Origin of the sequence: Myroides sp. C15-4 (genome assembly GCF_050522745.1) — a bacterium.
GTDB lineage: Bacteria > Bacteroidota > Bacteroidia > Flavobacteriales > Flavobacteriaceae > Flavobacterium.
The window spans coordinates 21,762-46,060 of sequence record NZ_JBMVQX010000026.1; the positions used below are offsets into that span (position 1 = coordinate 21,762).

17 protein-coding genes are annotated in these 24,299 nt (G+C 38.6%); 9 read left to right on the forward strand and 8 right to left on the reverse strand.

Going from position 1 to position 24,299, the window contains the following annotated elements:
* The first annotated feature begins 355 nt into the window (after positions 1 to 355).
* The 5 genes from ACPDHL_RS11610 to ACPDHL_RS11630 all read left to right on the forward strand — a co-directional run bounded on the left by ACPDHL_RS11610 (position 356) and on the right by ACPDHL_RS11630 (position 6,956).
* Positions 356 to 1,915 carry an NAD(P)/FAD-dependent oxidoreductase gene (locus tag ACPDHL_RS11610; RefSeq protein WP_430532924.1) on the forward strand — a complete coding sequence of 520 codons (1,560 nt, stop codon included), beginning with the start codon at positions 356 to 358 and terminating at the stop codon, positions 1,913 to 1,915.
* A gap of 403 nt (positions 1,916 to 2,318) precedes the next feature.
* Entirely contained in the window at positions 2,319 to 3,854 is a 1,536-nt protein-coding gene (locus tag ACPDHL_RS11615) for a hypothetical protein (RefSeq protein ID WP_430532925.1), read from the forward strand.
* Between the two features lie 158 nt (positions 3,855 to 4,012).
* Entirely contained in the window at positions 4,013 to 4,834 is an 822-nt protein-coding gene (locus ACPDHL_RS11620) for a HipA family kinase (protein WP_430532926.1), read from the forward strand.
* A gap of 2 nt (positions 4,835 to 4,836) precedes the next feature.
* Positions 4,837 to 5,694 (forward strand): hypothetical protein, encoded by an 858-nt coding sequence (locus ACPDHL_RS11625; protein ID WP_430532927.1) that lies wholly within the window; start codon positions 4,837 to 4,839, stop codon positions 5,692 to 5,694.
* Between the two features lie 173 nt (positions 5,695 to 5,867).
* Entirely contained in the window at positions 5,868 to 6,956 is a 1,089-nt protein-coding gene (locus ACPDHL_RS11630) for an NAD(P)H-dependent flavin oxidoreductase (RefSeq protein ID WP_430532928.1), read from the forward strand.
* A 38-nt stretch (positions 6,957 to 6,994) separates the two neighbouring features.
* On the opposite strand, the gene msrA is transcribed toward ACPDHL_RS11630, so the two are convergent.
* Positions 6,995 to 8,083 (reverse strand): peptide-methionine (S)-S-oxide reductase MsrA, encoded by a 1,089-nt coding sequence (gene msrA, locus ACPDHL_RS11635; RefSeq protein WP_430532929.1) that lies wholly within the window; start codon positions 8,081 to 8,083, stop codon positions 6,995 to 6,997.
* Positions 8,084 to 8,319: 236 nt separating this feature from the next.
* On the opposite strand from msrA, the gene ACPDHL_RS11640 reads away from it, so the two are divergent.
* The gene (locus ACPDHL_RS11640; RefSeq protein ID WP_430532930.1) at positions 8,320 to 8,805 is read left to right on the forward strand and encodes a PaaI family thioesterase; all 486 of its coding nucleotides are present in this window, start codon (positions 8,320 to 8,322) and stop codon (positions 8,803 to 8,805) included.
* A gap of 383 nt (positions 8,806 to 9,188) precedes the next feature.
* Here ACPDHL_RS11640 and ACPDHL_RS11645 read toward each other — a convergent pair whose 3' ends face one another.
* From ACPDHL_RS11645 to ACPDHL_RS11675, 7 genes are all read right to left on the reverse strand, one after another.
* Positions 9,189 to 9,593, reverse strand: coding sequence for a RidA family protein (locus tag ACPDHL_RS11645; RefSeq protein WP_430532931.1), 405 nt, complete (start codon positions 9,591 to 9,593; stop codon positions 9,189 to 9,191).
* 79 nt (positions 9,594 to 9,672) lie between these two features.
* Positions 9,673 to 10,485 carry an AraC family transcriptional regulator gene (locus ACPDHL_RS11650; RefSeq protein ID WP_430532932.1) on the reverse strand — a complete coding sequence of 271 codons (813 nt, stop codon included), beginning with the start codon at positions 10,483 to 10,485 and terminating at the stop codon, positions 9,673 to 9,675.
* 91 nt (positions 10,486 to 10,576) lie between these two features.
* Complete coding sequence (locus tag ACPDHL_RS11655) at positions 10,577 to 11,812, reverse strand: MFS transporter (protein ID WP_430532933.1); 1,236 nt, start codon at positions 11,810 to 11,812, stop codon at positions 10,577 to 10,579.
* A 172-nt stretch (positions 11,813 to 11,984) separates the two neighbouring features.
* Positions 11,985 to 12,632, reverse strand: a complete 648-nt coding sequence (locus tag ACPDHL_RS11660) for an ArsR/SmtB family transcription factor (protein WP_430532934.1) — start codon at positions 12,630 to 12,632, stop codon at positions 11,985 to 11,987.
* A 619-nt stretch (positions 12,633 to 13,251) separates the two neighbouring features.
* The gene (locus tag ACPDHL_RS11665) at positions 13,252 to 15,720 is read right to left on the reverse strand and encodes a phosphocholine-specific phospholipase C (RefSeq protein ID WP_430532935.1); all 2,469 of its coding nucleotides are present in this window, start codon (positions 15,718 to 15,720) and stop codon (positions 13,252 to 13,254) included.
* A gap of 6 nt (positions 15,721 to 15,726) precedes the next feature.
* A complete protein-coding gene (locus tag ACPDHL_RS11670; RefSeq protein ID WP_430532936.1) occupies positions 15,727 to 17,199 on the reverse strand; it encodes a SusD/RagB family nutrient-binding outer membrane lipoprotein in 1,473 nt (490 codons plus the stop codon).
* 11 nt (positions 17,200 to 17,210) lie between these two features.
* Positions 17,211 to 20,378 (reverse strand): SusC/RagA family TonB-linked outer membrane protein, encoded by a 3,168-nt coding sequence (locus tag ACPDHL_RS11675; protein ID WP_430532937.1) that lies wholly within the window; start codon positions 20,376 to 20,378, stop codon positions 17,211 to 17,213.
* Positions 20,379 to 20,713: 335 nt separating this feature from the next.
* On the opposite strand from ACPDHL_RS11675, the gene ACPDHL_RS11680 reads away from it, so the two are divergent.
* From ACPDHL_RS11680 to ACPDHL_RS11690, 3 genes are all read left to right on the forward strand, one after another.
* Positions 20,714 to 21,061, forward strand: coding sequence for a CidA/LrgA family protein (locus ACPDHL_RS11680; protein WP_430532938.1), 348 nt, complete (start codon positions 20,714 to 20,716; stop codon positions 21,059 to 21,061).
* Positions 21,058 to 21,759 carry an LrgB family protein gene (locus tag ACPDHL_RS11685; protein ID WP_430532939.1) on the forward strand — a complete coding sequence of 234 codons (702 nt, stop codon included), beginning with the start codon at positions 21,058 to 21,060 and terminating at the stop codon, positions 21,757 to 21,759. The genes ACPDHL_RS11680 and ACPDHL_RS11685 overlap by 4 nt, the downstream gene beginning before the upstream one ends.
* A 209-nt stretch (positions 21,760 to 21,968) precedes the next feature.
* Entirely contained in the window at positions 21,969 to 24,245 is a 2,277-nt protein-coding gene (locus ACPDHL_RS11690; RefSeq protein ID WP_430532940.1) for an FUSC family membrane protein, read from the forward strand.
* Positions 24,246 to 24,299: the final 54 nt, after the last annotated feature.

Sequence of the window (24,299 nt, forward strand, 5' to 3'; positions counted from 1 at the left end):
GAGGCGTATAGCAAGTACAACAGCACACGGATGACAGCGCCATGTCCAGCAGATCATTTAATCCATACTGGATTTGATTCTCCTTCAAGCAAAAATACCTCCCTCCTTCTCTTGTGATTTACACAATAAAGTTCTTTTCCTAATCGACTATCTTCTTTCATTGGCAATACCACAACAAACAGAGGAATACCTCCTTTAAAAAGAAAATAAAACCAAACACAATAGCCTACTAATCAAAAATATACCATACAAAACCTCATTCCTTATTTTTTTTTATACCGACGGTTACTTGGATCTATATTGTTTGCTTTTTTAATGTATTTTTGCGCTTTAATTTTTATTGCTTTATAAAAAAATGCCACAAGAATTACAGTTACAAGTACTTCCTGAAGTTGCTGCTTCAGCTGAATTACTCATCCAACATGTTGCTCAACATATCCGAAGTACTGTTTCCGATATTCAGCACATTACCATCCTCAAAAGATCCATTGATGCCAGACAACGCGCGGTAAAAATCAACCTGAAAGTTCAAGTGTTTTTTGCGGGTGAAGAGATTGTACACCGACACCTTGATTTCCCTGCTTACAAAAATGTCAAAGACGCCAAACGCGTGATTGTAGTTGGAGCGGGACCTGCGGGTTATTTTGCTGCTTTACAGCTCATTGAATTAGGCGTTAAACCCATTGTGATTGAAAGAGGAAAAGATGTTCGCGGACGTCGCAGAGACTTAAAAGCGATCAATATTGATCACCTTGTTGACCCCGATTCCAACTATTGTTTTGGAGAAGGAGGTGCTGGTACCTATTCCGATGGTAAACTATACACCCGTTCAAAAAAACGCGGTGATATCAATCGCATTCTAGAGCTTCTCGTTGCCTTTGGTGCACCACATGATATTCTCGTAGAGGCTCATCCTCATATCGGAACCAATAAATTACCGAAAATCATGCAGGACATGCGTCATAAGATTGAGGAATTTGGCGGAGAAGTACTATTCGAAAAACGCGTGGTTGACTTCGTCTTACAAGGCAATGAAATACAAGGCGTATTATTGGAAAATGGCGATACCATTGAGGCTAATAAAGTAATCTTAGCCACTGGACACTCTGCTCGGGATATTTATGAATTACTCGATCGAAAAAATATTTTAATTGAAGCTAAACCTTTTGCCTTGGGTGTTCGTGCAGAGCATCCACAATCGCTGATTGATCAAATTCAATACTCTTGTGATTATCGAGGTGAATTCCTTCCTCCTGCTCCGTATTCCATTGTGAAGCAAGTCAATGGACGAGGGATGTATTCTTTTTGTATGTGTCCTGGAGGGGTAATTGCCCCTTGTGCTACCGCGCCAGGTGAGGTTGTAACCAATGGTTGGTCTCCATCCAAACGCGATCAGCCAACAGCCAATTCGGGTATTGTTGTTGAATTGCGCTTGGAGGATTTTAAGCCTTTTGAAAAATTTGGTGCTTTAGCTGGAATGGAATTTCAAAAGGCTATTGAACAGCGAGCCTTCCTTTTAGCTGGTGAAACACAACGCGTTCCCGCTCAGCGTATGGTAGATTTTTCAGATAAAAAAGTGTCGAGCTCCATTCCCAAAACCTCCTATCTACCCGGTACTACTTCGCTAGAACTAGGTGAGGTATTTCCTGCTTTCTTAACCGATATTATGCGAGCGGGGTTTCGAGCATTTGGACAGTCCATGAAAGGCTATTTCACCAATGATGCCATTCTTCACGCTCCAGAAAGTAGAACCTCTTCCCCCGTGCGAATCCCCCGAGATGATCGCTCATTGGAACACCCTCAGATTAAAGGACTCTATCCTTGTGGTGAAGGAGCAGGATACGCAGGCGGAATCATATCTGCCGCCATTGATGGTGAAAAATGCGCCATACTATGCGTCGAGAGTCTATCGTAAATCAATCCTTTTCTATACAAAAGTCTAGTTGCTCAAAACAACTAGACTTTTTTTCTTCATATAGAGAAAGTTTATGACTTTCCTTTTTCCTTTAAGGAATTCACATCCCCTTCTCTTATATTTCAGCTCCATTTCTTATAATAATAAGATTTATTCACACAATTAGCATAGTATAACATTAGATTTATTCACATAGTGCGAATTCATCGCTTTTAATTATGTTAATTTATTTACTCTTTCGTTAATTATTAGAAATATACTCTAACTTGCCACACAAGTAATACTTATAAAATTCAAATTAAAAAGCTAAGCAGTACCTGATTTGAAGGCTATCATTACTTGAAGAAAGACAAAAATAAATTTGGATGTGAGCAAAAACATCCCCAACTAATTCAAATTACTTATGAGAAAATTATCGTTTTTAGTGAGCTTTCTTTTGCTTACAAGCGCAGCGATGACATCATGTAGCAGTGATGACAACAAATCGACCAACACAACGCCGATTACAGTAGATCAAGCAACAGGTACCTACCTTGGAGCTGTGGAAAATAAGGGAGAGTTCAATATTGTTTTAAAGACAAATAAAGGTGAATTTCACCTGAATTTTCTTTCCAATGTAGTTGAAGATGAAAACTTACTTGAGGCTGCTTTAAGACCCGAAACTTATATCGTTTCTGAAGGAGGTATTTTGTATACGATCACCACGAAGAGTGTGGTCAAACAAGGACAAGCAGCGTTTAAGCTTGTTGGTGGAGAGCTTGTAGTTACTCAAGTAAATGGCACTTACACCTTTAAGGGCGTTTTAAAAGATGAGCAAGGAGTTGCCTATGATATCAACTACACCCATGCTATCGATATCGAGCCTATTTACCAAACAACCTATGAAGTTCAAAATGGTTGGTATTGGGGAGATAACGTATTTGATCACCCAGGGATAGCGGAATATATGACGTATTTTACACAAGGAGATACCAATCAATATGGAGAATTAGATGAAAACGGAGATGGATACTATATTTCTGCTTCTCTTTTTGACGAGATGGCTCCAAAAGCATGGGAAGCAAAAATTCCGAACAAAACTTTTAAAGCTTCTACTGAATTTGAAGTAGGAACCTTTAAGGTAGGATCAAAAGAAGCGATTGAGAACGGAGATTACGATTATTCTTTTGCCTCATTCCAACACAATGACAAAGCAGCTGGAATTCAAGAAGAATTGTACATTTTAGATGGTTCAATCAAAGTAATGGACAACGAAAAAGGACAAGAAGTTCGCTTTAATATTGTATTAGAAAATGGGACAAGACACCTAGGTAAATACATCGGAAAAGTAAAACAAGGGGATGAGTATACCATTTCTACCTTGAGAGCAGATAAAGAAGTTCAGCCATTAACACAGGGATTCTTAGAGTACAAAGGCAAATCACCTATTACGGATAAACCAAATAACCGTTGGAATATGTACTTATACTCAGGTACCTTAACACCTTACCCTGGGGAGTATTTTAATGTAGGTGGAGCAGGAGAATGGATGCGTGTAACGCTTTACACAGACGTAAACACAACGACTGATATTCCTGTTGGTGAATTCCCAATCGGAGAAGAACAAGCTGGAAATGCAGGTTTAGGTGGAGGTTCAGAACCAGGGTTAGACTGGGGAACCTGGTTCTTCCAACAAACGATAAATGAAGAAGGAGAATCGGTAACATCTAGTTTTGCTCCAACGCGTACAGGAACAGTAAAAGTAGAGAAAACAGGAGATCAATACACAATTACTGTCAATGCTATTGACGATAGAGAAAATCGCATTACAGCAAGCTATACTGGAGCTTTACCTTTGGTTAACAACGCAAGTAGAGCAGCTGCAAACCAAACAAGAGGAGTTAAACAATCATACGGAAAAGGCAAAAAATTTGATGCTGCCAAAAAAAGCAGACGATAATTTGATCTGATCAAAAAACGAAAGCCCAAGTGCAGTTGCACTTGGGCTTTCGTTTTTTTATTTCCATCATTACTGACTTAAATCTAGGTTTTCAATCCTCAATTTTAGCTCCTTTTTTTACTATATTTGAGTGATACGATTCGTAATAAGTGATTGAAATGAAGCAACTAAAAACAATAGAAGGTATACATAGACAGTTTGATGGAACAGGAATGAAGCCCCTTCTTGTGACTTGTGATGATCTACAAGATTGGGTCTGTAAATACCATCGTTTCCCAAGTACTTTATTAAAAGAATATATCGGTTCTGCATTCGCTAAATACTGGGGTATCAAAACACCTGATACAAGTTTTATTCAGGTTTTAGAGGAACATATTGATCTAAACCAATATCAAAGTCTACAATTAAATTGGTTTAGACACGATTGTTTTGGCTCCCTTTTTTTAAATCATGCTGATCTTATTACCAATGCAACACTTCCTCTTTTTAAAAACAATAGTTTTAGAGCTAAAATTAAAAACAAAACAGATTTTCTGTGGATTGCTTTATTTGATATATGGACCGCCAACGAAGACAGAAACCACAATAATTATAATTTACTATTAAATTCCGACCAAAACTCTTCTTATTTCTTTTATACCATTGACCATGAAACTTTATTCAATTCGTCTTTATTAGAAAGAGAATTAACCGAAATCACTGAAGAAGAAACAATTATAAATACTGACATCGCGTTAATACTCTTTAGATCTAAGAATAAAACAAAGCAAATTGTAGAGGTTTTAATCCAAAATTTCTACCTTTGTACAAGACAATGTGAAGAGGAACTCCATACTATTATTCCCTTTATTCCTGTATCTTGGAATATTGATACAGTGCAATTTGTGAATCGAATGAAACAACATCTATTTTCAGATGAGTGGAAAAAGAAATGTGAATTGATATTTCGAACTTATGTACAAACCTTTTTAATCAATTAACCATGAAAACATTTTATAGTTTACTGTATGTTAATTTGAATGTAACTTTAGATGAAAAAGTATGCATAGGGCTTATCATGACTGATGGAGAAATGTTTTTTTACAAATTTTCTGCTCAAAAATTAAACCTCATCTCTCCTTTATTGTCTGTTGAAAAAAGACAGTTTATTAAGCAATATCTAAAATCTTTAGAGCAAGATATACAAGCTAATGAGAAAAAAACAACGAAGTTTTTACCTGATTCAAGTTATGTAAAACAATGGGCGAAAGAAGAATACTTAACCTATCTCTCCAATTATGCTAACAATATAATTTCGTTTAGCGCGCCCAAAACAATTGCATTAGCAAATACATTAGAGAATTTCAAAGCTCTTTTCAACAAATATGTGCATACATACGAAGAAGATAATGTTAAATCACGCAAAAAAGAAGTAACGCCTTTTAAAATTCAAGATCAAGTATACCGTCATTTGTATCCGCAGATAGAAACTCGTGTAAATACAAATATTACTTTAAATTCTTCTAATTTTGAAACTATACTTGTTCCTGTTAGTTTAGATTTTATTGGATCGAATGAAAGACCTGTTTTAGGACAAACTTTAGATTTCACTAAATCAATTCAGCATATACAACATGATATTACTAGTTATCTATCTTTGACAATTTCTGTAGAAGAAAAAGAACAAAAAAAAGGCAAATATTTTGTTATTGGTCAAGAGCCTTCTATAGAAGAAAAAAAAGCTCATGCCTTTTGGAAAAATCTAAGAACCTCTCCTTTTATAGATTATATTGAGTTGGATGAATTAGAAAAAATTGCTATCTATATGGAAGATCACAATGTTCAGCCATATTTTGATTAACAAAGACTGATTACATACAATAGGGGGACAGTTTAAAGACTCCCACTATGCCAAGCCCAAGTGCAGTTGCACTCGGGCTTTTTTTTGTCATTTCCCCAAAATACTGTTATTTATCATCTTATACTTTTATTTTTCCTTGTACTTTTGAGTATTAACCAATAAAGCGAAAGAAAATGCATACTGGAAATTTTACTTGGGACAATCGAATCACTCAACTTTTACAAACCAAATATCCGATTATTCAAGCCCCTATGTTTGGAGTTGCAACGCCAAAAATGGTAGCTGCAGCTGGAGAAATTGGTGTTTTGGGAACCCTACCTTTGGGTGATTTACCAGCGTCAAAATGCGTTGAACTCATTCGAGCAACCAAACAACTGACCTCACATCCCTTTGCGGTAAATGTCTTTTTAAATTCCTTGCCTGAACGCACAGCTGCATTGGAGCGTCAATATACACGTACCAAACAATTTATTGAAGAGCTAGCCCAAAAATCAAATATAACAGTCAACCTAGCTTCCTATGATGATGTACACTATACGGATTATCGCGATCAAGTAGACGCTATTATTGCGGAAGGGTGTAAAATCGTTAGCTTCACCTTTGGCGTTTTTGACGATTCTACAATTGCCAAATTAAAAGCGAATCACATCGTACTCATTGGTACGTGTACTTCGGTAGAAGAAGCCAAAGTACTAGAGGAAAAAGGGATCGATCTTATTTGTGTACAAGGTATAGAAGCTGGTGGTCATCAAGGAACCTTTTTAAGTGAGACTCTTCCAAAAATAGGCGGATTATCCTTACTCGCTCAAGTGTCTGATGCAGTACATACTCCATTGATCTACGCAGGTGGACTCTACAATGCCAAAACAATTTTAGCAGCTAAAACACTTGGTGCACAAGGATTTGCGATTGGCAGTTTATTGATGGGATCCCAAGAAAGTAATCTTGCCGAATTCGAAAAAGAAGCCTTGCGTCAAGCCAAAGCCAGTGATTTGGTGCTAACGAAAAGTTTTTCAGGTCGTTATGCTAGAGGATTGAACAATACCTTTACCAAGCAATTGGATCACACCCATTACATCCTACCCTATCCCTTTCAAAACAAGCTCACTCTAGAATTGAGACGAGTAGCAAAGCAAAACGAAGATCCTCAATTTTTGAGTCTCTGGACGGGGCAATCTCAAAGTTCGTATAGTGGAGCTTCCATCAAAGCCATTCTCATTCAACTCATCCACGAGGTAGAAACATATAATCCTCCAACCTAGTAAATGATTTCATATAAAAGGGCGAAGGAATATCGCCCTTATTTTTTCTGTAGCAATGGTAGATAGTCTTCATATCCTTCCGTTTTCATCTCTTCTTTGGGGATAAAGCGAAGGGAAGCTCCATTGATGCAATAACGCAACCCTCCTGTTTCAGTTGGTCCATCGTTAAAAACATGCCCTAAATGCGCATCCCCTGTTGTACTTCTTACTTCGGTACGCTGCATTCCTTGGGTATGATCTTCTTTTTCTGTGATCTTCTTTTTGTCTATGGGTTTAGAGAAACTCGGCCATCCACATCCTGCATCATACTTATCCGAAGAGATAAATAACGGTTCTCCTGTGGTGATATCGACATAAATTCCTTCGCGAAACTCCTTCCATAACTCATTGCTATACGCGCGTTCTGTACCGTTATTTTGCGTTACTTGGTACTGCATTGGGGTCAAAGTTTGCTTGAGCACTTCCTTCTCCTGACGTTGGTATACCTTTTTCTTTTTAGGATTAGCTTTTCGGGCTACCTCAAATAAATCGGCTCCAATATGACAGTATCCCCCTGGATTTTTATCTAAATAGTTTTGATGGTAGGTTTCTGCATCGTAAAAATTGTGCAAAGGCGCTACTTCTACTACTATTTTTTGGGTATATGCTTGAGCTAATGCCTTGATTTTTTGCGTAATTAGTTCCTCATCTTCTGGGCGAACATAATAAATTCCGCTGCGGTATTGGGTTCCTACATCATTGCCTTGTCGATTTAAGGTTGTAGGATCAATAGTCTTGAAAAACAAATCCAACAACAATTCAAAATCAACCGTTTGTGGATCATAGACAACTTTTACAGCTTCTGCAAAACCAGTATTTCCCGTGGTTACTTCTTTATATGTTGGTGCACTAGTCGTTCCATTGGCATAACCTACCGTAGTAGATACCACGCCCCTTACCTGCTGAAAAAAATGTTCGGTTCCCCAGAAACATCCCCCGGCAAAATAGATTTCTCTTCTGTCTTTCTTCTTTCCTCTAGCTGTGTGATCGATCCTTTCTTCCACTGAATTATTCTTGTGAAACCAACTGCTATTTGCTAGTACCAATCCACTTCCCGCCAGTAAAACTATAATAATCACTTTTTTCATGGTCTTGTATATTAACGATTTACTCCGCTTTATTCTTGTCTATCTCCTGCAAAGTATAGATTTTTTTGTTAGTCTTTATACAAAAAAACACAAATTTAACGATGAACAGTACAGGTTAATTGTCTAGCTAAGAGCCAAAATGAGAGAATAAGTATAGTCAAACCTATAACACGTTAAACCGACAACTATTAACTGAAATAGCGTATCTTGCGCGCTAGTATAAAAATTCAATTCACATGTCAAAAAATACCCGTACCTATACTTGGGAAGCCCCAACTGCTGTTTTAGAAGAAGCTAAAAACCTCACTGGATATGAGATCTTAGTACGTGTGCTTGAAGGTACACTACCCCAAGCCCCTACTTTAGATACCATTGGCAGTACACTACGCACAGTTGAAAAAGGACAAGCAGTTTTTGAATTACAGCCCTCAGTCTTTTTATACAATCTGATTGGTACGATTCACGGGGGTGTGATCAGTACGGTATTAGATACAGCAATTGGCTGTTCCTTACTTACTACCCTAGCAGCAGGTGAAAGTTTTACTTCTTTGGATCTAAAAGTGAATTTCCTCAAAAAAATCACCAAAGACAGTCCTGTTTTACACACCCACACCACTATCATTCACCAAGGGCGTACAACAGCCTATATGGAATCGAGATTGCTTGACCAAGCAGGAACCGTTTATGCCCATGCCGTATCTACCTGTATGATCTTTAGGTAAATGCATTCTCTCCCCTTTTCAGAATGAATTTCGACGGAGATGAGGTGGTTAGGCGATGAGTTACTTGTCTAAATAAAAAACAAACCCCTTGTTCCCATTTTTTCCTTTATGGAGCATAACTACTCCTTTTTTAGCCCATTTTCACTCACTTAGAAAACAGTAAACAACAGATTTACTGTCAGTTAGTATGAATTGGTTTTGGTTTTCTTTGGTAATTGTTTGGTATAACCTTGGTTTTACAAGGGCTCAAGGCACTTTTACCAAACGAAACTCAAACGAAACTCAAACGAAACCCAAAGAAAACCCAAAGAAAACCTAAACAAAAGGGCTAGAAAAAGACAGTCTACAGCTTGACATAATCAGTAAACCGTAAACTGATTACTTTAACTGTTAACTGCTTTCGCTGCCCAAATTTCAATTTCAATTGCGATTTCGGGAAGCCCCAATGCAGCGATATAGGCAATTGTCATAGCAGGATAAGACGATCCAAAAAAGTCATTCCACACTTGATCAAAATAGTTCCAATCGATGGCTTGAGTAGACCAAATATTTACTTTAATCACCTGATCAGCAGTCAAGTCTTGGCTAACTAATACAGCCTGAATATTGTCAAATGTAAGGCGAACCTGTGCATTAAAGTCTGCGGGAATAATACCACCTACATTGATGCCAATTTGTCCAGAAAAAGTATAAAGTGTTGCCTCTTTGGGAATGATAGTTACATGAGAATACTTCCCTACAGGTGACGGTACGGTGGTAGGGTTCATTCGAATGATTTTGTTTTGCATTTTTTCTCTTTTTAAAATTACACTGCAAAACTAAAGCGTCCTCTTTTCTCTAAATTGTATAAAACCGACAGCTTTAAAATTATTCATCCTTGGCTGTTTTCCATTCTGGAAAATTCGTCAACTTTTCATTCGAATACCGCAAAAATTGTGTGGGATTGTTTCCTGTAAAAGTCTTAAATTCTCTAATATAATGCGACTGATCAAAATACTCTTGCTCATAAACGAGGCTAGTTAGTGTATCGAATTCTCTTGTGCGCAAAAGCGCTAAACTCGATTGAAAGCGCATAATTCTCGAAAATTGCTTGGGTGACATGCCAATATGTTGTTTGATCAATCGCTCTAGTGTGCGTTCAGATAGCTGCATTTTGCGCTGAATTTCTGGTAGCGATTCTCCATGTTGCAATAAAACCGAAGCGTATTTTGCCTTTTGATTCTCGTACTGTACGGCTTGAACTTGACGTAATATAAAACGAGAAAGCCATCCAATTTTCTCTTCGACAGTTTTGGCATGCTGCAATAGCTCTAAAAGTGGAGTGGAAACCAAATCGTTTAGGGGAATATTTTGATTACTCAATTCGAAGGCATCGACCTTAAAAATGGTTTTTAAGGCGGTGGGTTCCAAATACGCACCAATGATGCGAAAAGGTCCCTCTACCACCTGATTGGTATAGGTTGTAAATGCTCCATATACATAGAGTTGAGGCGTTACCACTTCCTGTTCATCGCGAAAGCGATTGGGCGTATCTTGATAAATCAAAGCTGGAATTCCATCAGGTAAGATTTTAAAGTCCTTGCGCATTGTAGATCCCTCCCCTATACCACTTTCCAATACCCAAAAGTAGCGGATATAGTCTTGTAGAGCGGGGATAGGTTTGATTTCTTGATAATGCATTGTCCTGTATTTGATCCGATCAAAGGTAATATTTTTATTACTTTAGTTTGACAACGAGACCGAGTCTATTAGATATTACACTAAAAAACAACTACTTAACTAACGTCTCTTTCAGGCGTATCCATACGACAATACCCGAAACAAGTGTAAGAAGTCCTGCTAGATGTACCGCCCATACTAAGCCGAAATAATTTCCTACAATTCCCGCCATTAAAGCCCCTACGGCATAGCCCATATCACGCCAAAAGCGGTACACCCCTAAAGAAGAAGCACGCCAATTGGGGTGTGCGGCATCACTCACAGCAGCCAGTAAAGCAGGGTACACCATTGCCGTTCCGATTCCCAATAAGACTGATCCAATTAATCCTGCAGTCAAAGGATCAAATGCGCCTGCACCTATCACGAGATGACCAAATACTTGTACAAACATACCACCAACAATCAAAGGTTTTCTGCCCCAAATATCAGTCAATGGTCCTGTAACAATTTGTCCAAGCCCCCAAACAACGGGATAAACCGCTTTAATCCATCCTATGCCTTCTAGTCCTACACCCATCGACATAAAAAGCAAGGGAAATACCCCCCAAGACATACCGTCATTGAGGTTGTTGATTAATCCAGCCTGAGAAATGGAAAATAGATTTTTACTCTTGTATGATGTTTCTTTGAATACCCACCACAAACTCGGTCGTTCTGGCGTAGAAGTTGCTTGCTGTGCTTGTTGCTTGGCTTCCATTTGAGCAAAGGCACGCGTATCTTTTACCACAAAAATAGAAAGCAGTAAACCAACGATCGTATAGGCAATACCCAGATAAAAAGGTGCTGGACGCAAACCATAGCGAGAAGCAATAAACCCTGTTACTAAAGCCGTAATCCCAACAGCTCCATAGCCCGCAGCTTCATTTAACCCCATTGCTAATCCTCTGCGCTTACTTCCCACTAAATCAATTTTCATATTTACCGTCATCGACCACGCCAACCCCTGACTTATCCCAAGCAAAATATTAGCAACTAAAATCCAGTTCCACGAGGGCCCAAAACCCAGTAAAAAAGGAACAGGTAAACCAATAAGCCACCCCAAGATCAGTACTTTTTTACGCGTATACTGATCCGCTAATACCCCAGAAATTAAATTGGTAAACGCTTTTACAACACCAAAAGCAATAATAAAGGAAAAGACCACAACCTCCGATTGAATGTGGAACTCAGTCGTTCCAACCAAAGGAACTACAGTACGCTCCAATCCAACCATACCTCCAACCATCATATTGACTAGTACTAATAGTGTGAATTGCTTCCAATTCTCTCTTAAACCAAGTTGTATCATTTTTATGTATATTTTTTCCTTACTGAAGCAGATGCAATCAGCTGCTTTTTCAATTCTGGTGTAAAGATATACAATTTTACACCTATTCAATAACTTTATTGAATAGGTAGGTAGGTACAAAAAAAAACACCTAAAAGTAAAGTGTTTTTTTATTGTATTTTTTTTCACTACATCATTCTTTTAACGTCCATTCGAGGTATCCTTCTTCCAATCGCATTGCTTTAAAGCCGTGTTTCAGTAGAAATGCTACAGCTTCATCGGCATAAACACAAAAAGGACCTCGACAATAAGCCACGATAGTTTTATTCTTATCTAGTGTCTTCATCTCTTTTTTCAGCTGTTCTAGCGGCATAGATAGCGCTTGGTGAATATGACCTCGGTTGTACTCTTCTTCTGGGCGAACATCTAATAAAAGAACTTCTTCTTTTTCTAGCAAAGTAATTAACGTATTCGCATCAATAGCTTGAAGATTTTCGCTTTGTCCTTGACGAAAATCAGCAATTACTTTTTCTACTTCGACATTGCAGTGAATGCCCAATTCACGCAAGGCCATCCACGTTTTATACACGTCAGTACCCAGAAGTGAATAGTACACAAAATTCCCTTGTTTGCTAATTTGAACTAATCGTGCATTTTTGAGATTCTGCAAATGCTGAGACGTATTCGCAATAGATTGATGGGTATAATGAGCAATCTGTTCTACCGAAAAAGGTCCTTGTGCCAAAAGATCAATAATCTCTAATCGCACGGGATTTGCCATAGCTTTAGCTACTTTGGCTAATTCTGTATATACTGCGTCTTTAAATGCTCTCTTATCCACAATCTAGTCGTTTTTATACCTCCATCACTTGATGGGGTAACAAAGATACGATAGAAAGTTGACAGTAAACAGTGAACAGTGATTAGTAAATGGTGAATGGTGAATAGTGAATAGTGAATGGTGAATAGTGAATGGTGAATAGTGAATGGTGAATAGTGAATGGTGAATAGTGAATGGTGAATAGTGAATAGTGAATGGTGAATGGTGAATGGTGAATGGTGAATGGTGAATGGTGAATAGTGAATGGTGAATAGTGAATGGTGAATAGTGAATAGTGAATAGTGAATAGTGAATAGTGAATAGTGAATGGTGAATGGTGAATAGTGAATGGTGAATAGTGAATGGTGAATAGTGCCGGTGAATAGTAAACTCACCACTCACCACTTACCACTTACCACTTACCACTCACCACTTACCACTTACCACTCACCACTTACCACTCACCACTCACCACTCACCACTTACCACTTACCACTTACCACTTACCACTTACCACTTACCACTTACCACTTACCACTCACCACTTACCACTTACCACTTACCACTTACCACTTACCACTTACCACTTACCACTCACCACTTACCACTCACCACTTACCACTCACCACTTACCATTCCCCTAATTCCACTTCGAAAAACTCGCCATATAAGGATCGGTAATACTACTAGCACCGTTTTCGATATGTCCTGCATAATGGTACATAAAATTCTTGTGGTCTACGAGTGTAATCACAACATCGTACCACCCTTTATAGTCTGTGTAATCCAATTCTATTAGTTGTTCTGCTTGAGCGGCTACTGTTATTTTTTGGTTTGTTTTGACATACACCACATCTTGCACAAAAAAGGTCAAGGCTTGGTTGGACTTGTTTTTTAAGACAAGCTGTACCATTTGATTCTTCAAGACTGTAAAATTAATTTCCACTTGCGGATCCGCTACATGTCCTTTAAAATTGCGATAGAAACCATTAAAACTATGCACACTAAAATTATAGCGTCCATCTTCTAATGCTTCTTTTTGCCAGCTGTAAGAAATTGGTTCTTGCTCATTCACACTAAAATTCCAATTTCTTCCCGTTTCATTTTGGAACTTTTGGTGGGCATATACCTGAATAGGAGCCAAATAGTCTTTGTTTTTCAACGCATTAGCTTCGATTGCAAAGTGCATGTGTACTTCCTTGGCATCCACTCTTATATTGGCTTGGATATGATAGGGCAACCCACAGGCTTTTTTTACTCCTCTTTCTTGTTTTGGAAAGGTTTTGAGGTCATTCCATGCGTTGTGCTGTTGTATATCAGCAGCGTTATATTGAGCAAAGCCATGGGGTAAATTCTTGTTTTGAGCAGATAAAATACGCTCCACATACCTGTTGCGATCCACAAAGTCAATCTCGATTTTTTTCAAGTCATTCGCTGGTTGAAAAACAGAAGTCATATTGCTACACGTCCCTCTTCTCCATTGGGATATATTCTCCTCAATCACTTTTTTTCCTGTTTTTTTCTCAATAAAATACTCCAAAAACTGTAGGGTTGAGGTTAAGTCACATACTTCAGAATTCACCCATCCACCTCTTGTCCAAGGGGAAGCAATGACCATGGGTACGCGATAGCCTAAGCCGATAGGGCTTGCCAAGTTACTTTTACTGTCTCTTGCTTTGTCTTGTTCTCGAGTTACCCATTCGTCTTGGGTATCCATAGTTCCCGATACCTTACCTTGTTGTTTATCTGTACTCAATGGCGGTACAAAAGGAGCCACATGGTCAAAATATCCATCATTTTCATCGTAGGTGAGAATAAAGATTGTTTTTTTCCACACGGTTGGATTTTTAGTTAAGATATCCAGCACTTCAGATACATACCACGCCCCAAACCAAGGGGCCCCAGGGTGATCAGAGAAATTACACGGAGCAACTAACCAGCTCACCATCGGTAGTGTATCTTGATTGACATCTTTTCTGAATTGATATAGGATATCTCCTTGTGGGACTTCTACTTTCTTTATCTCTCCATTTTCCTGATATGCTATCTCCTCTAGTTTATGATAGGCGGGGTCTTCAGTATTGGTTACAAAGGCCTTTTTATGAATATTTTGCTCCAAGGTTGTCAATTTGCTAAATGCCTCTTCGCTATACTGTTCCAAGTATTGTTCTAATTTCACTCGCTCTTCTTGCAGAACATCCACAGGAGTTCCCGCTTGTACTGCCTCTTGGATTTGTTGCTGTAAACGAGTCAATTCCAATTGTTTAAATTGAATATGAGCGTTGTGAAAACGAACGTTATACTGTTTGTAGAATTCCAAGTTATTATCTGTAAAATTGGCCAACCACGATTCCTGTAAATCAGTGAATCCCACGGGTAGACTTAGTTCATTTTGGTACACTTTCCAAGAAATATTGTTTTCTTCCAGTCGCTCTGGATAGGTTTTCCAGCTGACATCTTGGTAGTTAATTTGCCCGTTATTAACATGAGCAACGGAATTGGGGTCACGGGGATTTTCGCGGATTGCCCCTGCCCAAAAATAGGATCGATTGGCACTGGTTCCCGTCAAAGAAGAACAAAAGTGCTGATCACAAACGGTAAAGGCATCAGCAAAGGCATAGTAGAACGGAATATCTTCTCGTGTAAAATATCCCATGGTTAGTGGCATGTGGGCATATTCCTTGTTTCCTGGTTTCTTTGCGAGTAACCATTGATCCATTTTCCCGTCATTCCTTGCTTCTACCATATCTTTCCAACTATGGGGTAAACTGCCCATCCAGGTGATTTTTGTATTTTCAATATCCAAGCGAAAAGGACCGTATATCGATTGATCTTGATCCATTTGAAACCAAACAGGCAGTTGATTCGGCTGACGAATTACACGGGGATCATTAAACCCACGTACACCACTTAATGTTCCATAACAATGGTCAAATGATCGATTTTCTTGCATTAAGAACACCACGTGCTCCGCATCTAAAAAAGTAGTCCCAGGGTCTGCTTCAATGCTCAATGCGCGCTGAATAGAAGCTGGCATTGCATTTAAAACCGTCATCCCTCCCATAAAAAGGGATGAGGTTTTGATAAAATCTCTTCTTGTTGTACTCATTTTCTCTTATTTTAACCACCAACTAATTCCGCGAATATTGTCTGAACCACTAAACTGACGATCCAATGCTTTTTGCAAATTCGCCTGATTTCGGTTGTATTCTGAACTTGGATACTGCCATCTAGTTGGAGCCGTTACCCCTTGTTGTATTTTAAATTCGGGATATCCCGTACGCAAATAATCGTAGTAAATCGTCATTCCGGCCTGATGAAACATAATCAAGTACTTTTGAGTCAAAATTTGCTTCAATTGGGTCGCTATATCGCCTCCTTTATAACGCACTGCTTCTTGTTGCACATAGCTATCAAATTGTGCTGTATCATAGTATTGCGTCAACCCTTTAGCATATTGTGCATAATAATCAAAATTCCCTTTTATCCCTTTGAGGTAAAACTCTTCTGCATTTCCTGCAATCCAGCCTCGTGCCGCTGCTTCTGCCAAAATAAATTGCAGTTCCGAATAGCTCAAAATCACATTCGTCTCCGTTGTTGGATCTTGGTAGTATCTATTTCTTACTTTGGAAATGTTTTTACTCTGTACTAATTTTTCATTTTCAGCATAAGGCACAATGGGATCTCCACCGTTATAGCCATTAAAATCGTTTTCTGCCAATCCATTTTCCAAAGCTGAAGCAGTACGTTGTGCAAAAGCAAATAACCTAGGATCTTTTAATTCTTTTAATAAGTTAATAAACGTACTGGACATATACATACTTGATCCATACGAACTTGAATTAAACTGTGGGTAGCGACTTCCTGCTTGATCGAAAAACGTCAGCTGCCCATTGTCTGCATTATCCATCAACAATACGCCTTTTTGGTAGATCTCATTAAAGCGTTGTGCAATATTTATGGTTCCTACTTTTTGCTTTTTAGAAAGCGTTATAAGGACTTTTAACTTATACGATTCTATTAATTTTTCCCAACGATGTAAATTTCCATTGTAAATAATATCCCCTTGAAGCGATGCTTCTTTCTTTATTTTTTGAGAGGCTTGATCCAACTCCTCTAAAATTCCAACAAATACAGCCTCTTGCTCGTCGTACTTTGGAAATTGAATAGCTTCCTCTCCTTGCAGAGCTTCTGAAAAGGGAATATCCCCAAAATTCATCGTCAATTCATAAAAGAAATGTGCCTTTAAAAAATGTCCTACAGCCAAATACTCTTCTTTTCCTGTTCGCGTGGCTTCATCCATCATTTTCTTGGTTTGCAACAAATCTTTGTAGCGATCAAATCCTTTACTTCCCCATTTCAAATATTGGTAGGTACTTTCTCCATCAGTTTGAATAATCATACGCGCCGCATATTCTTTATCGATATTCTGTAAAGAAAAAGCTGTTTTTTCAATCTTCGTAAGTAATAGATAAGGATCTGCTTCTTTAATTTTATTTGGATCTTCATTCAATCGATCTAAATCATGGCATCCTACTACAGTTAAAGCCAAGGTAATTGCATATAGTGTTTTAACGTATTTTTTCATGGTGTTGGGTATTAAAATTTAACTTGTACGCCTAATCCAATCCAACGAGTTGAAGGATCTTGGATATCGTTTTTCGTTGCTGTATCGTAATCTGGATCCGAGTATAGTCCTTTTGATTTTTTCCACATCCACAGGTTGTATCCTGTTAAGGAAGCCGAAAGTTGACTAATTTTGGATGACTTGACCATAGGAGTAAAATCATACGATAAGCTTAGGGTTCTCAATTTGAAGTAGGTTCGGTCAAATACGTTGGCAAACAACTTGCTTTCTTTTTCTGTTACTCTTGCGCGGTACGGGTAGTTTTGTGCCCAACTTTGCCAGCTCACAGCTCCTGTATGGGTTTTGAAAACACGAGTATCCGAAATAACATTGCCCTGCACATCCGTTACTAATTCACCCGAAACGAGATTCACCCCCTCAGGAACGAATACAGGATTTCCAGATTTATATTCCTGATCTCTATATTGTACTGATTCAGGATGTTTACCACCCCACCACATTTTCTCCACTACTTCTGAACGCATTACACCGCCCCAAATACCGTCAATTCCAATGTTTAATCCCCAGTTTTTATATTTAAAACTATTGTTCCAGCCCAAGGTCCATTTTGGATCACTATGCCCCAAATAAGCTACTTGTTTATTTGCGGTTGGCATTCCTGTTTTCTCATCTAAAATCACTTTCCCATCTGGTGATTTCATCCAATTTGTACCATAGTAAGCATCTACTCGATCGTTCAATCGCAAATCTCCAAACTTTTCTGCTCCTTCGTGAATCTTGGTTAAACGTCGGGTTCTCGTACTCCAATTGATGGCGGAATTCCATTGAAAATTGTCGTTTTTCACTACAGCACCCGACAGGGTAACTTCCCATCCATTCGTCGTGTATTCATTTCCATTGACCTTCATATTTTCAAATCCTGAAGCTTCAGAAACGGGATAATCGATAATAAAGTTTGAATCCAAGACGCGGTAATACGTCACATCTAAGTTTAGGCGTTTTTTGTAAAAGGCACTGGACAATCCCACCTCATAGGTTTTGGATTTCTCTGGTAACAAATACGGATTCAAAACCGCATTGGGATATTCGACCATTTGATTTCCATTAAACGAGGGGTTTACTGGAGAATAGGTTGATTGCAGTTGATAAGGAGTTAAGTCACTCGATACATTAGCCCAAGACGTATAGACTTTCAAGTAATCAATTTGGCTTGGCATATCGACCAAATTAGACACCACCACACTCAAGGAAGTCGAAGGATAAAAATACGAACGTTGACTTTTCGCTAAAGCAGAAGACCAATCATTGCGGCCTGCAAAGCTCAAAAAGAAGGCGTTATACAAATCGAATTCCACTGTTCCATACACACTGTTTACCGCTTTTTTCTCGAGGTAATTCGTCGCTGTAACTGGCCCTTTGGAATTTCCTAAATTGTGTACGCCAGGCACGGTTAATCCATCCGCTGCAGCAAATGAATTAGTCACACGATAGTAACGTGAAGCCGCTCCTGCATTAACACTGATACCAAAATTATCCGTAATACTCTTGTTGTACATTGCCAAGAAATCGTAATCCACATCCAAACGATCATTTTTCTCTAAACTATAGCCTCCTTCTCTGGATGCACTGTAGTTAAAATACGATTTTGGACTTTGTAATTCGGTGTTATTATTCGTTGAAATCATCGAAGCTCTTCCTTGTAGTACTAAATCTTCCGATACTTGATAGCTCAAGCTCAACTGGGCATTGGTAACATCTTTGTTCCAAATGCGCTTAAAGTATTCCGATCCAAACCACGGGTTGTTGTACCAAGCATAGTTATAACTCGCTTGTTTATAGCCCTCCATTCCTGGGGTCCATAAATTCTTTTTTAGATCACGTCCGTTGACATCATCACCCATCCAAATTAAGATGGTATACATATGCCCACTGGGATTATAGTCGTAATTCGGTACATTGGGCGCATGCACACGGCTGTAGGACAATTTCGAATCTAAGGTCAATTTATCCGTCAGATGAGTCGTTGATTTAAAGTTCAAACTTCCTCTGTACATGCTCGTGTTCGGCACGCGATCTTTGTTGTAAGAAAAATCTCCACCCAAGCGATAGGATCCCTTTTCTGACTTACTGGTTACGGCAAAATTGGTACGGGAAATAATCCCCGTTTCTAAGAATTCTTTTAGGTTGTCGTGGTATTCCCAAGCAATGGGTACGCGTTCATAGCGCGACTTATCATCGTATTGTGTTCCTTCGACGTTTCCATACCACGGAATCACACTTCCCGTCGTTTTATCGCGAATTGGACTATTCCATTGTGCAATTTTTACTCTTGCTTCAAATTTAGGTCCCCAAATCATATCACCATCGCTGATTCCCCCATCTTTTCCATCCCAGAACTCGTACTTTCCGTTGGATCCACTTCCGTATTCATTTTGCGTTTTAGGAAATAACGTATAGCCCGCACTGATCATCGTGTTTTGAGATACCTCAACCGTAACACCCTCGGTTTGTGCGTTTTTGGTTGTAATCATAATCGCCCCATTGCGCCCTAAGGACCCGTATAAAACCGAGGCACTAGTTCCTTTTAATACGTTGATATTGGCGATATCTTCAGGTGATACATCGTAAAAATCTGTTGTCACTGGAATTCCATCAATGACAATGAGCGGATCTTTTCCTCTCAATGAGAATTTTGGCGATTGCAACATCCCCGGAGGATTAGACACTTGAAGTCCCGCTACCTGACCACTCAACAAACTCCCCATATTAGGTGTAGCTACTTCTTGTACTTTTTTAACATCGATATTTTGGGTAGCATATCCAATCTTTTTCTCTGCTTTGGTAATTCCCAAAGCCGTAATCACTACTTCATCTAAAGACGCTTGCTCAGGAAGTAACACGAATGTAAAATCAGTGGTTTTATCTACGGATTTCTCACTGCTTTTATAGCCAATAAAAGAAACAACAATCCCGTCTTTCTCTTCTACTGCTAAGGTAAATTTTCCATTCAAATCGGTGGTCGTCCCCTTTGTTGTTCCTTTAATCACAACAGAGGCTCCGGGTAATTCTAGTCCCGTTTCATCCTGCACAACTCCTGTGATATTTCGCTTTTGCTGCGCATAGGTCAGGGTCACACAAAAGAGGAATACGGTATTCCAAAATAGTAATTGCTGTCTCATGGTTCTTCTTTAATTTAGTTGAGACAAATATTGTATTTTAGGCTTGCTAACGTATTACGATAAAAATAAGAATCCCTAGATTTACTTTAACTTAGTATTAAGAATTAAAATAGCAGGAAACAATTAAATAATATTTCTTTTTAAGGTATACTACTTCAAAATGAGTACCTTACTAGCACTGAGATTTCTTCTCTATACGATCGCTTGATTGGAATGCTTTCTCTTGACTCAGGTATTTTTTCAAAAAATTAACGATTATCAGTTCAAAATTCCTCCTTGCTTTCCCTCTTGCTCCCAATGCGTTTTAGTAATTTTGCACAAAAATTACATCCAAAATGAACGTAGTCAAACAAGTTGCAGTCATCTTTGGTTGCCTTGCCTTTGGTGAATTAATCATTTACCTCACAGACATCAAGCTTCCTTCTAGTATTATCGGTCTTATTACTTTGTGGATCCTCTTGCAAACCAAAACAGTAAAAGTAGAGGCCATTCGAGACATTTCTGGTTTTTTAATGCGCAACATGGGTATTTTTTTCGTTCCGCCTTGTGTGGCCATGCTCAATTACTTTGACCTGCTCCGCGCCTCCTTTGTTCCCCTGGTTGTGGCGACCTTACTCAGTACCCTTCTCGTGGTATTCGCAACGGGAATCACCCACCAACTATTAAGAAAACGAAAAAAATGAGCTTTTTATCCAACCCTACGTTTCTGCTGTTTTTAGTGGTTGCCCTATACGCTTTAGGACTTTCCCTTACTGAAAAATACAAATGGATCATTTTCAATCCTATTATTTTATCCACAGCTATTTTAATTACCTATTTGGTTGTCTTAGACATTCCTTATGCAAATTTTAGTCAAGCGGGACAATACATCGACTTTTTTCTCAAACCGTCGATTGTTGCCTTAGCCATCCCGTTATACCTCAACTGGCCCGTTATCAAAAAACAACTGTTCCCCATCTTGATGAGTCAATTGGTGGGTTGTGTCACGGGGGTTGTTTCTGTGGTATTCTTAGCTCATTGGACAGGAGCGGAACGGGAGATTATCTATTCATTGGTTCCCAAATCCGTCAGTACGCCTATTGCGCTAGAAATTTCCAAAACGGTACACGGGATTCCTTCAATTACGGCAGCAGCGGTAATGATTGCAGGAATTTTTGGCAGTATGATTGGCTTTTATATGCTCAAAATAACCCATATCCACAACCCTATGTCACAGGGCATTGCACTCGGTACCTCCTCTCATGCAATGGGTACGATGAAGGCCATGGAGATTAGCAACAAATACGGTGCTTTTGCAAGTGTAGGGATGATTTTTAACGGTATTTTGACCGCTATCCTAGCTCCTATTATCTTGTCGCTTCTCCAACCTTTTTTGCGATAACTTGTTTTAGATTTAAATTATTATTAAATTCAAACGGGAATCTTACTACGATACCGCTTTTTGAGTAACTTTATAGAAAAATTCACTACGATAAACAAAGTTTATTATCTGAATTTACTTGTATTGTATACAATAACAGATAGTATTCCGCTCAAACACAAAAAATTGCAAATTAAAAAAGAAAAACTTAAATCTAAGCCACTGAAACTATGCTTCAAAAAGCAAGAAAATACACAGACAATACCCATTTAGCAGACTCATTAAAAATCACCCTTTCGGGAGTAATTCCCTTTTTAATTTTTATGCCGACTCAACAATTTGATTGGGCATTTGCTATGGCTGTTGGGGCATTGCTAACAGCACCCGTCGATATTCCCAGTAATTTAAAAGATAAAATTAACGGTATCCTCGTCGGTGCACTCCTCGTGCCTTTCGTTACCCTACTCTTATCCTTGACTCAAAATCACTGGTATTTCTATCCTGTATTCATCTTTATTATCTTTAGCTTGAGTATGATCTCCGTCTATGGACATCGTGCCAATATGCTATCCTTTAGCGGATTATTAGCTGCAAGTTTAGGATTAGCTCACAGCTATCAAGGAACTGATTTATGGCTTCACGGTTTATTCTTACTTCTAGGTGGTTTACTCTACTTGGTGGTTTCCCTGAGCTTTTACTTTATTCGACCAAGACGTTATGGTGTACTACAAACATCAGAATGCATGGACCTCACGGCTGAGTACTTACAATATCGCTCACAATTATGGACCCCAGGCGTTGATGCGGATAAAATCGTAGAAGAACAGCTCAATATTCAGATTAAGCTCAATGAAGTACACGAAAATCTACGTGAATTTTTGGTACTCAACAAAGCCAATACAGGAAACTCCTCCAATAACCGACGTTTACTCGTTGCTTTTTCTACCTTAGTAGAAATTTTAGAAATTGCCGTTTCAACGTCATTTGATCACAAAAAATTACACGATCTACTCGATGATGATCCTAGCATTATTCGCGATTACCAAGCTTTAGCAGAAGATTTCGCCAGTACAATTAAAGACATTAGCGACTCCCTTAATATGGGATTAAACTATAAACCCAACTACGACTTTGACCGCAAATTATTAGCGCTTCAAGATAAACTCAATGACTTTATTGCAACGAGCACTTCACCGAATAAAGTTGAGGCTGTGCTTTTGTTTTCTAACGTCTTGCACTATGCCCAAAGCCAGATTGATAAGATTCATATCTTGGAACGTATCTTAACCGAAAAAGTATTTAGTGAAAACGTAGAAGATCGCTTTAAGGAATTGGAAAAATTCTTAACCCCTGTACACTATCGTTGGGGGACATTAATTGAAAACTTGACGTTCAACTCAACTATTTTTAGGCATGCTACGCGTTTAACGCTAACAATTTTAGTTGGACTTATTATCAGTAATATCTTCAATCCCCTTAATGGATATTGGATTTTACTGACCATTGTCGTAATTATGCGCCCAGGGTATGGCTTAACGAAAACTCGATCCTTTGAACGCGTAATTGGTACGGTATTAGGAGGGTTAATTGCCTTTGGCTTGTTGTTTATTATCCAAGACAATCACACCATCATCGCGTATTTGACTATTTTGACCATGATTCTTGGCTATTGGTTTTCTCATACTGATTACAAGGTGGGGGTTACCTTTATTACCATGTATGTGGTTTTAATTTACGCTATTCTGACGCCAAATTTCATGGATCTCTTGATTTATCGCGTGATTGATACCGTGATTGGCGCACTTCTAGCCCTAGGAGCCAACTATATCTTATGGCCTTCTTGGGAGTTTTTGAATGTCAACGTTCACCTGTCAAAATCCATCAAAGCCAATCAAGATTACGTCAAGGAAATTAAGGAAATTTACAACCAAAAAAATGATCCGACACTTGCCTATAAGTTAGCGCGTAAATACGCTTTTATTGAAATTGGAAACTTAATGGCTTCCTTTCAACGCATGATTCAGGAACCAAAATCCAAACAGCGCTTGCGTTCTGAGATTTACGAATTAGCGGTTTTGAATCACACCTTCTTATCCACAGCGGCCTCTATTGGGGTTTATGTGCAATCTCGCCATACAACAAAAGCTTCTGAATCGTTTAATATGGTGATGAATTATATTGATAAGAACTTACAATTAACCAATAATTTACTCAACAATACCCCTTCAGAAGAAGATTTAATCACAGCTGAAGACATCGAAAGTTTTCGCGTGAGTATGAGTTATTTGCAGAATATCAGAGAATACGAATTAAAAAAGTCGTTTTCTGATGATGCGCAAATTAAAAACTTGATGGAAGAATCTACCATGGTGATTCAGCAATTAACTTGGTTGGCTCATTTATCTGAAAAGATATTAAAGATCAGTAAGGTAATCCGAGATAAACGCGAAGAAATGCAGCAGAAGAAGTCAGTATTACATCCAACTGTCTTATTCAAAAAAGGATAATTTTATTTCATAAGCTTTCAACAACAAACGCCTGTTTTTAGCCTATAAAACAAG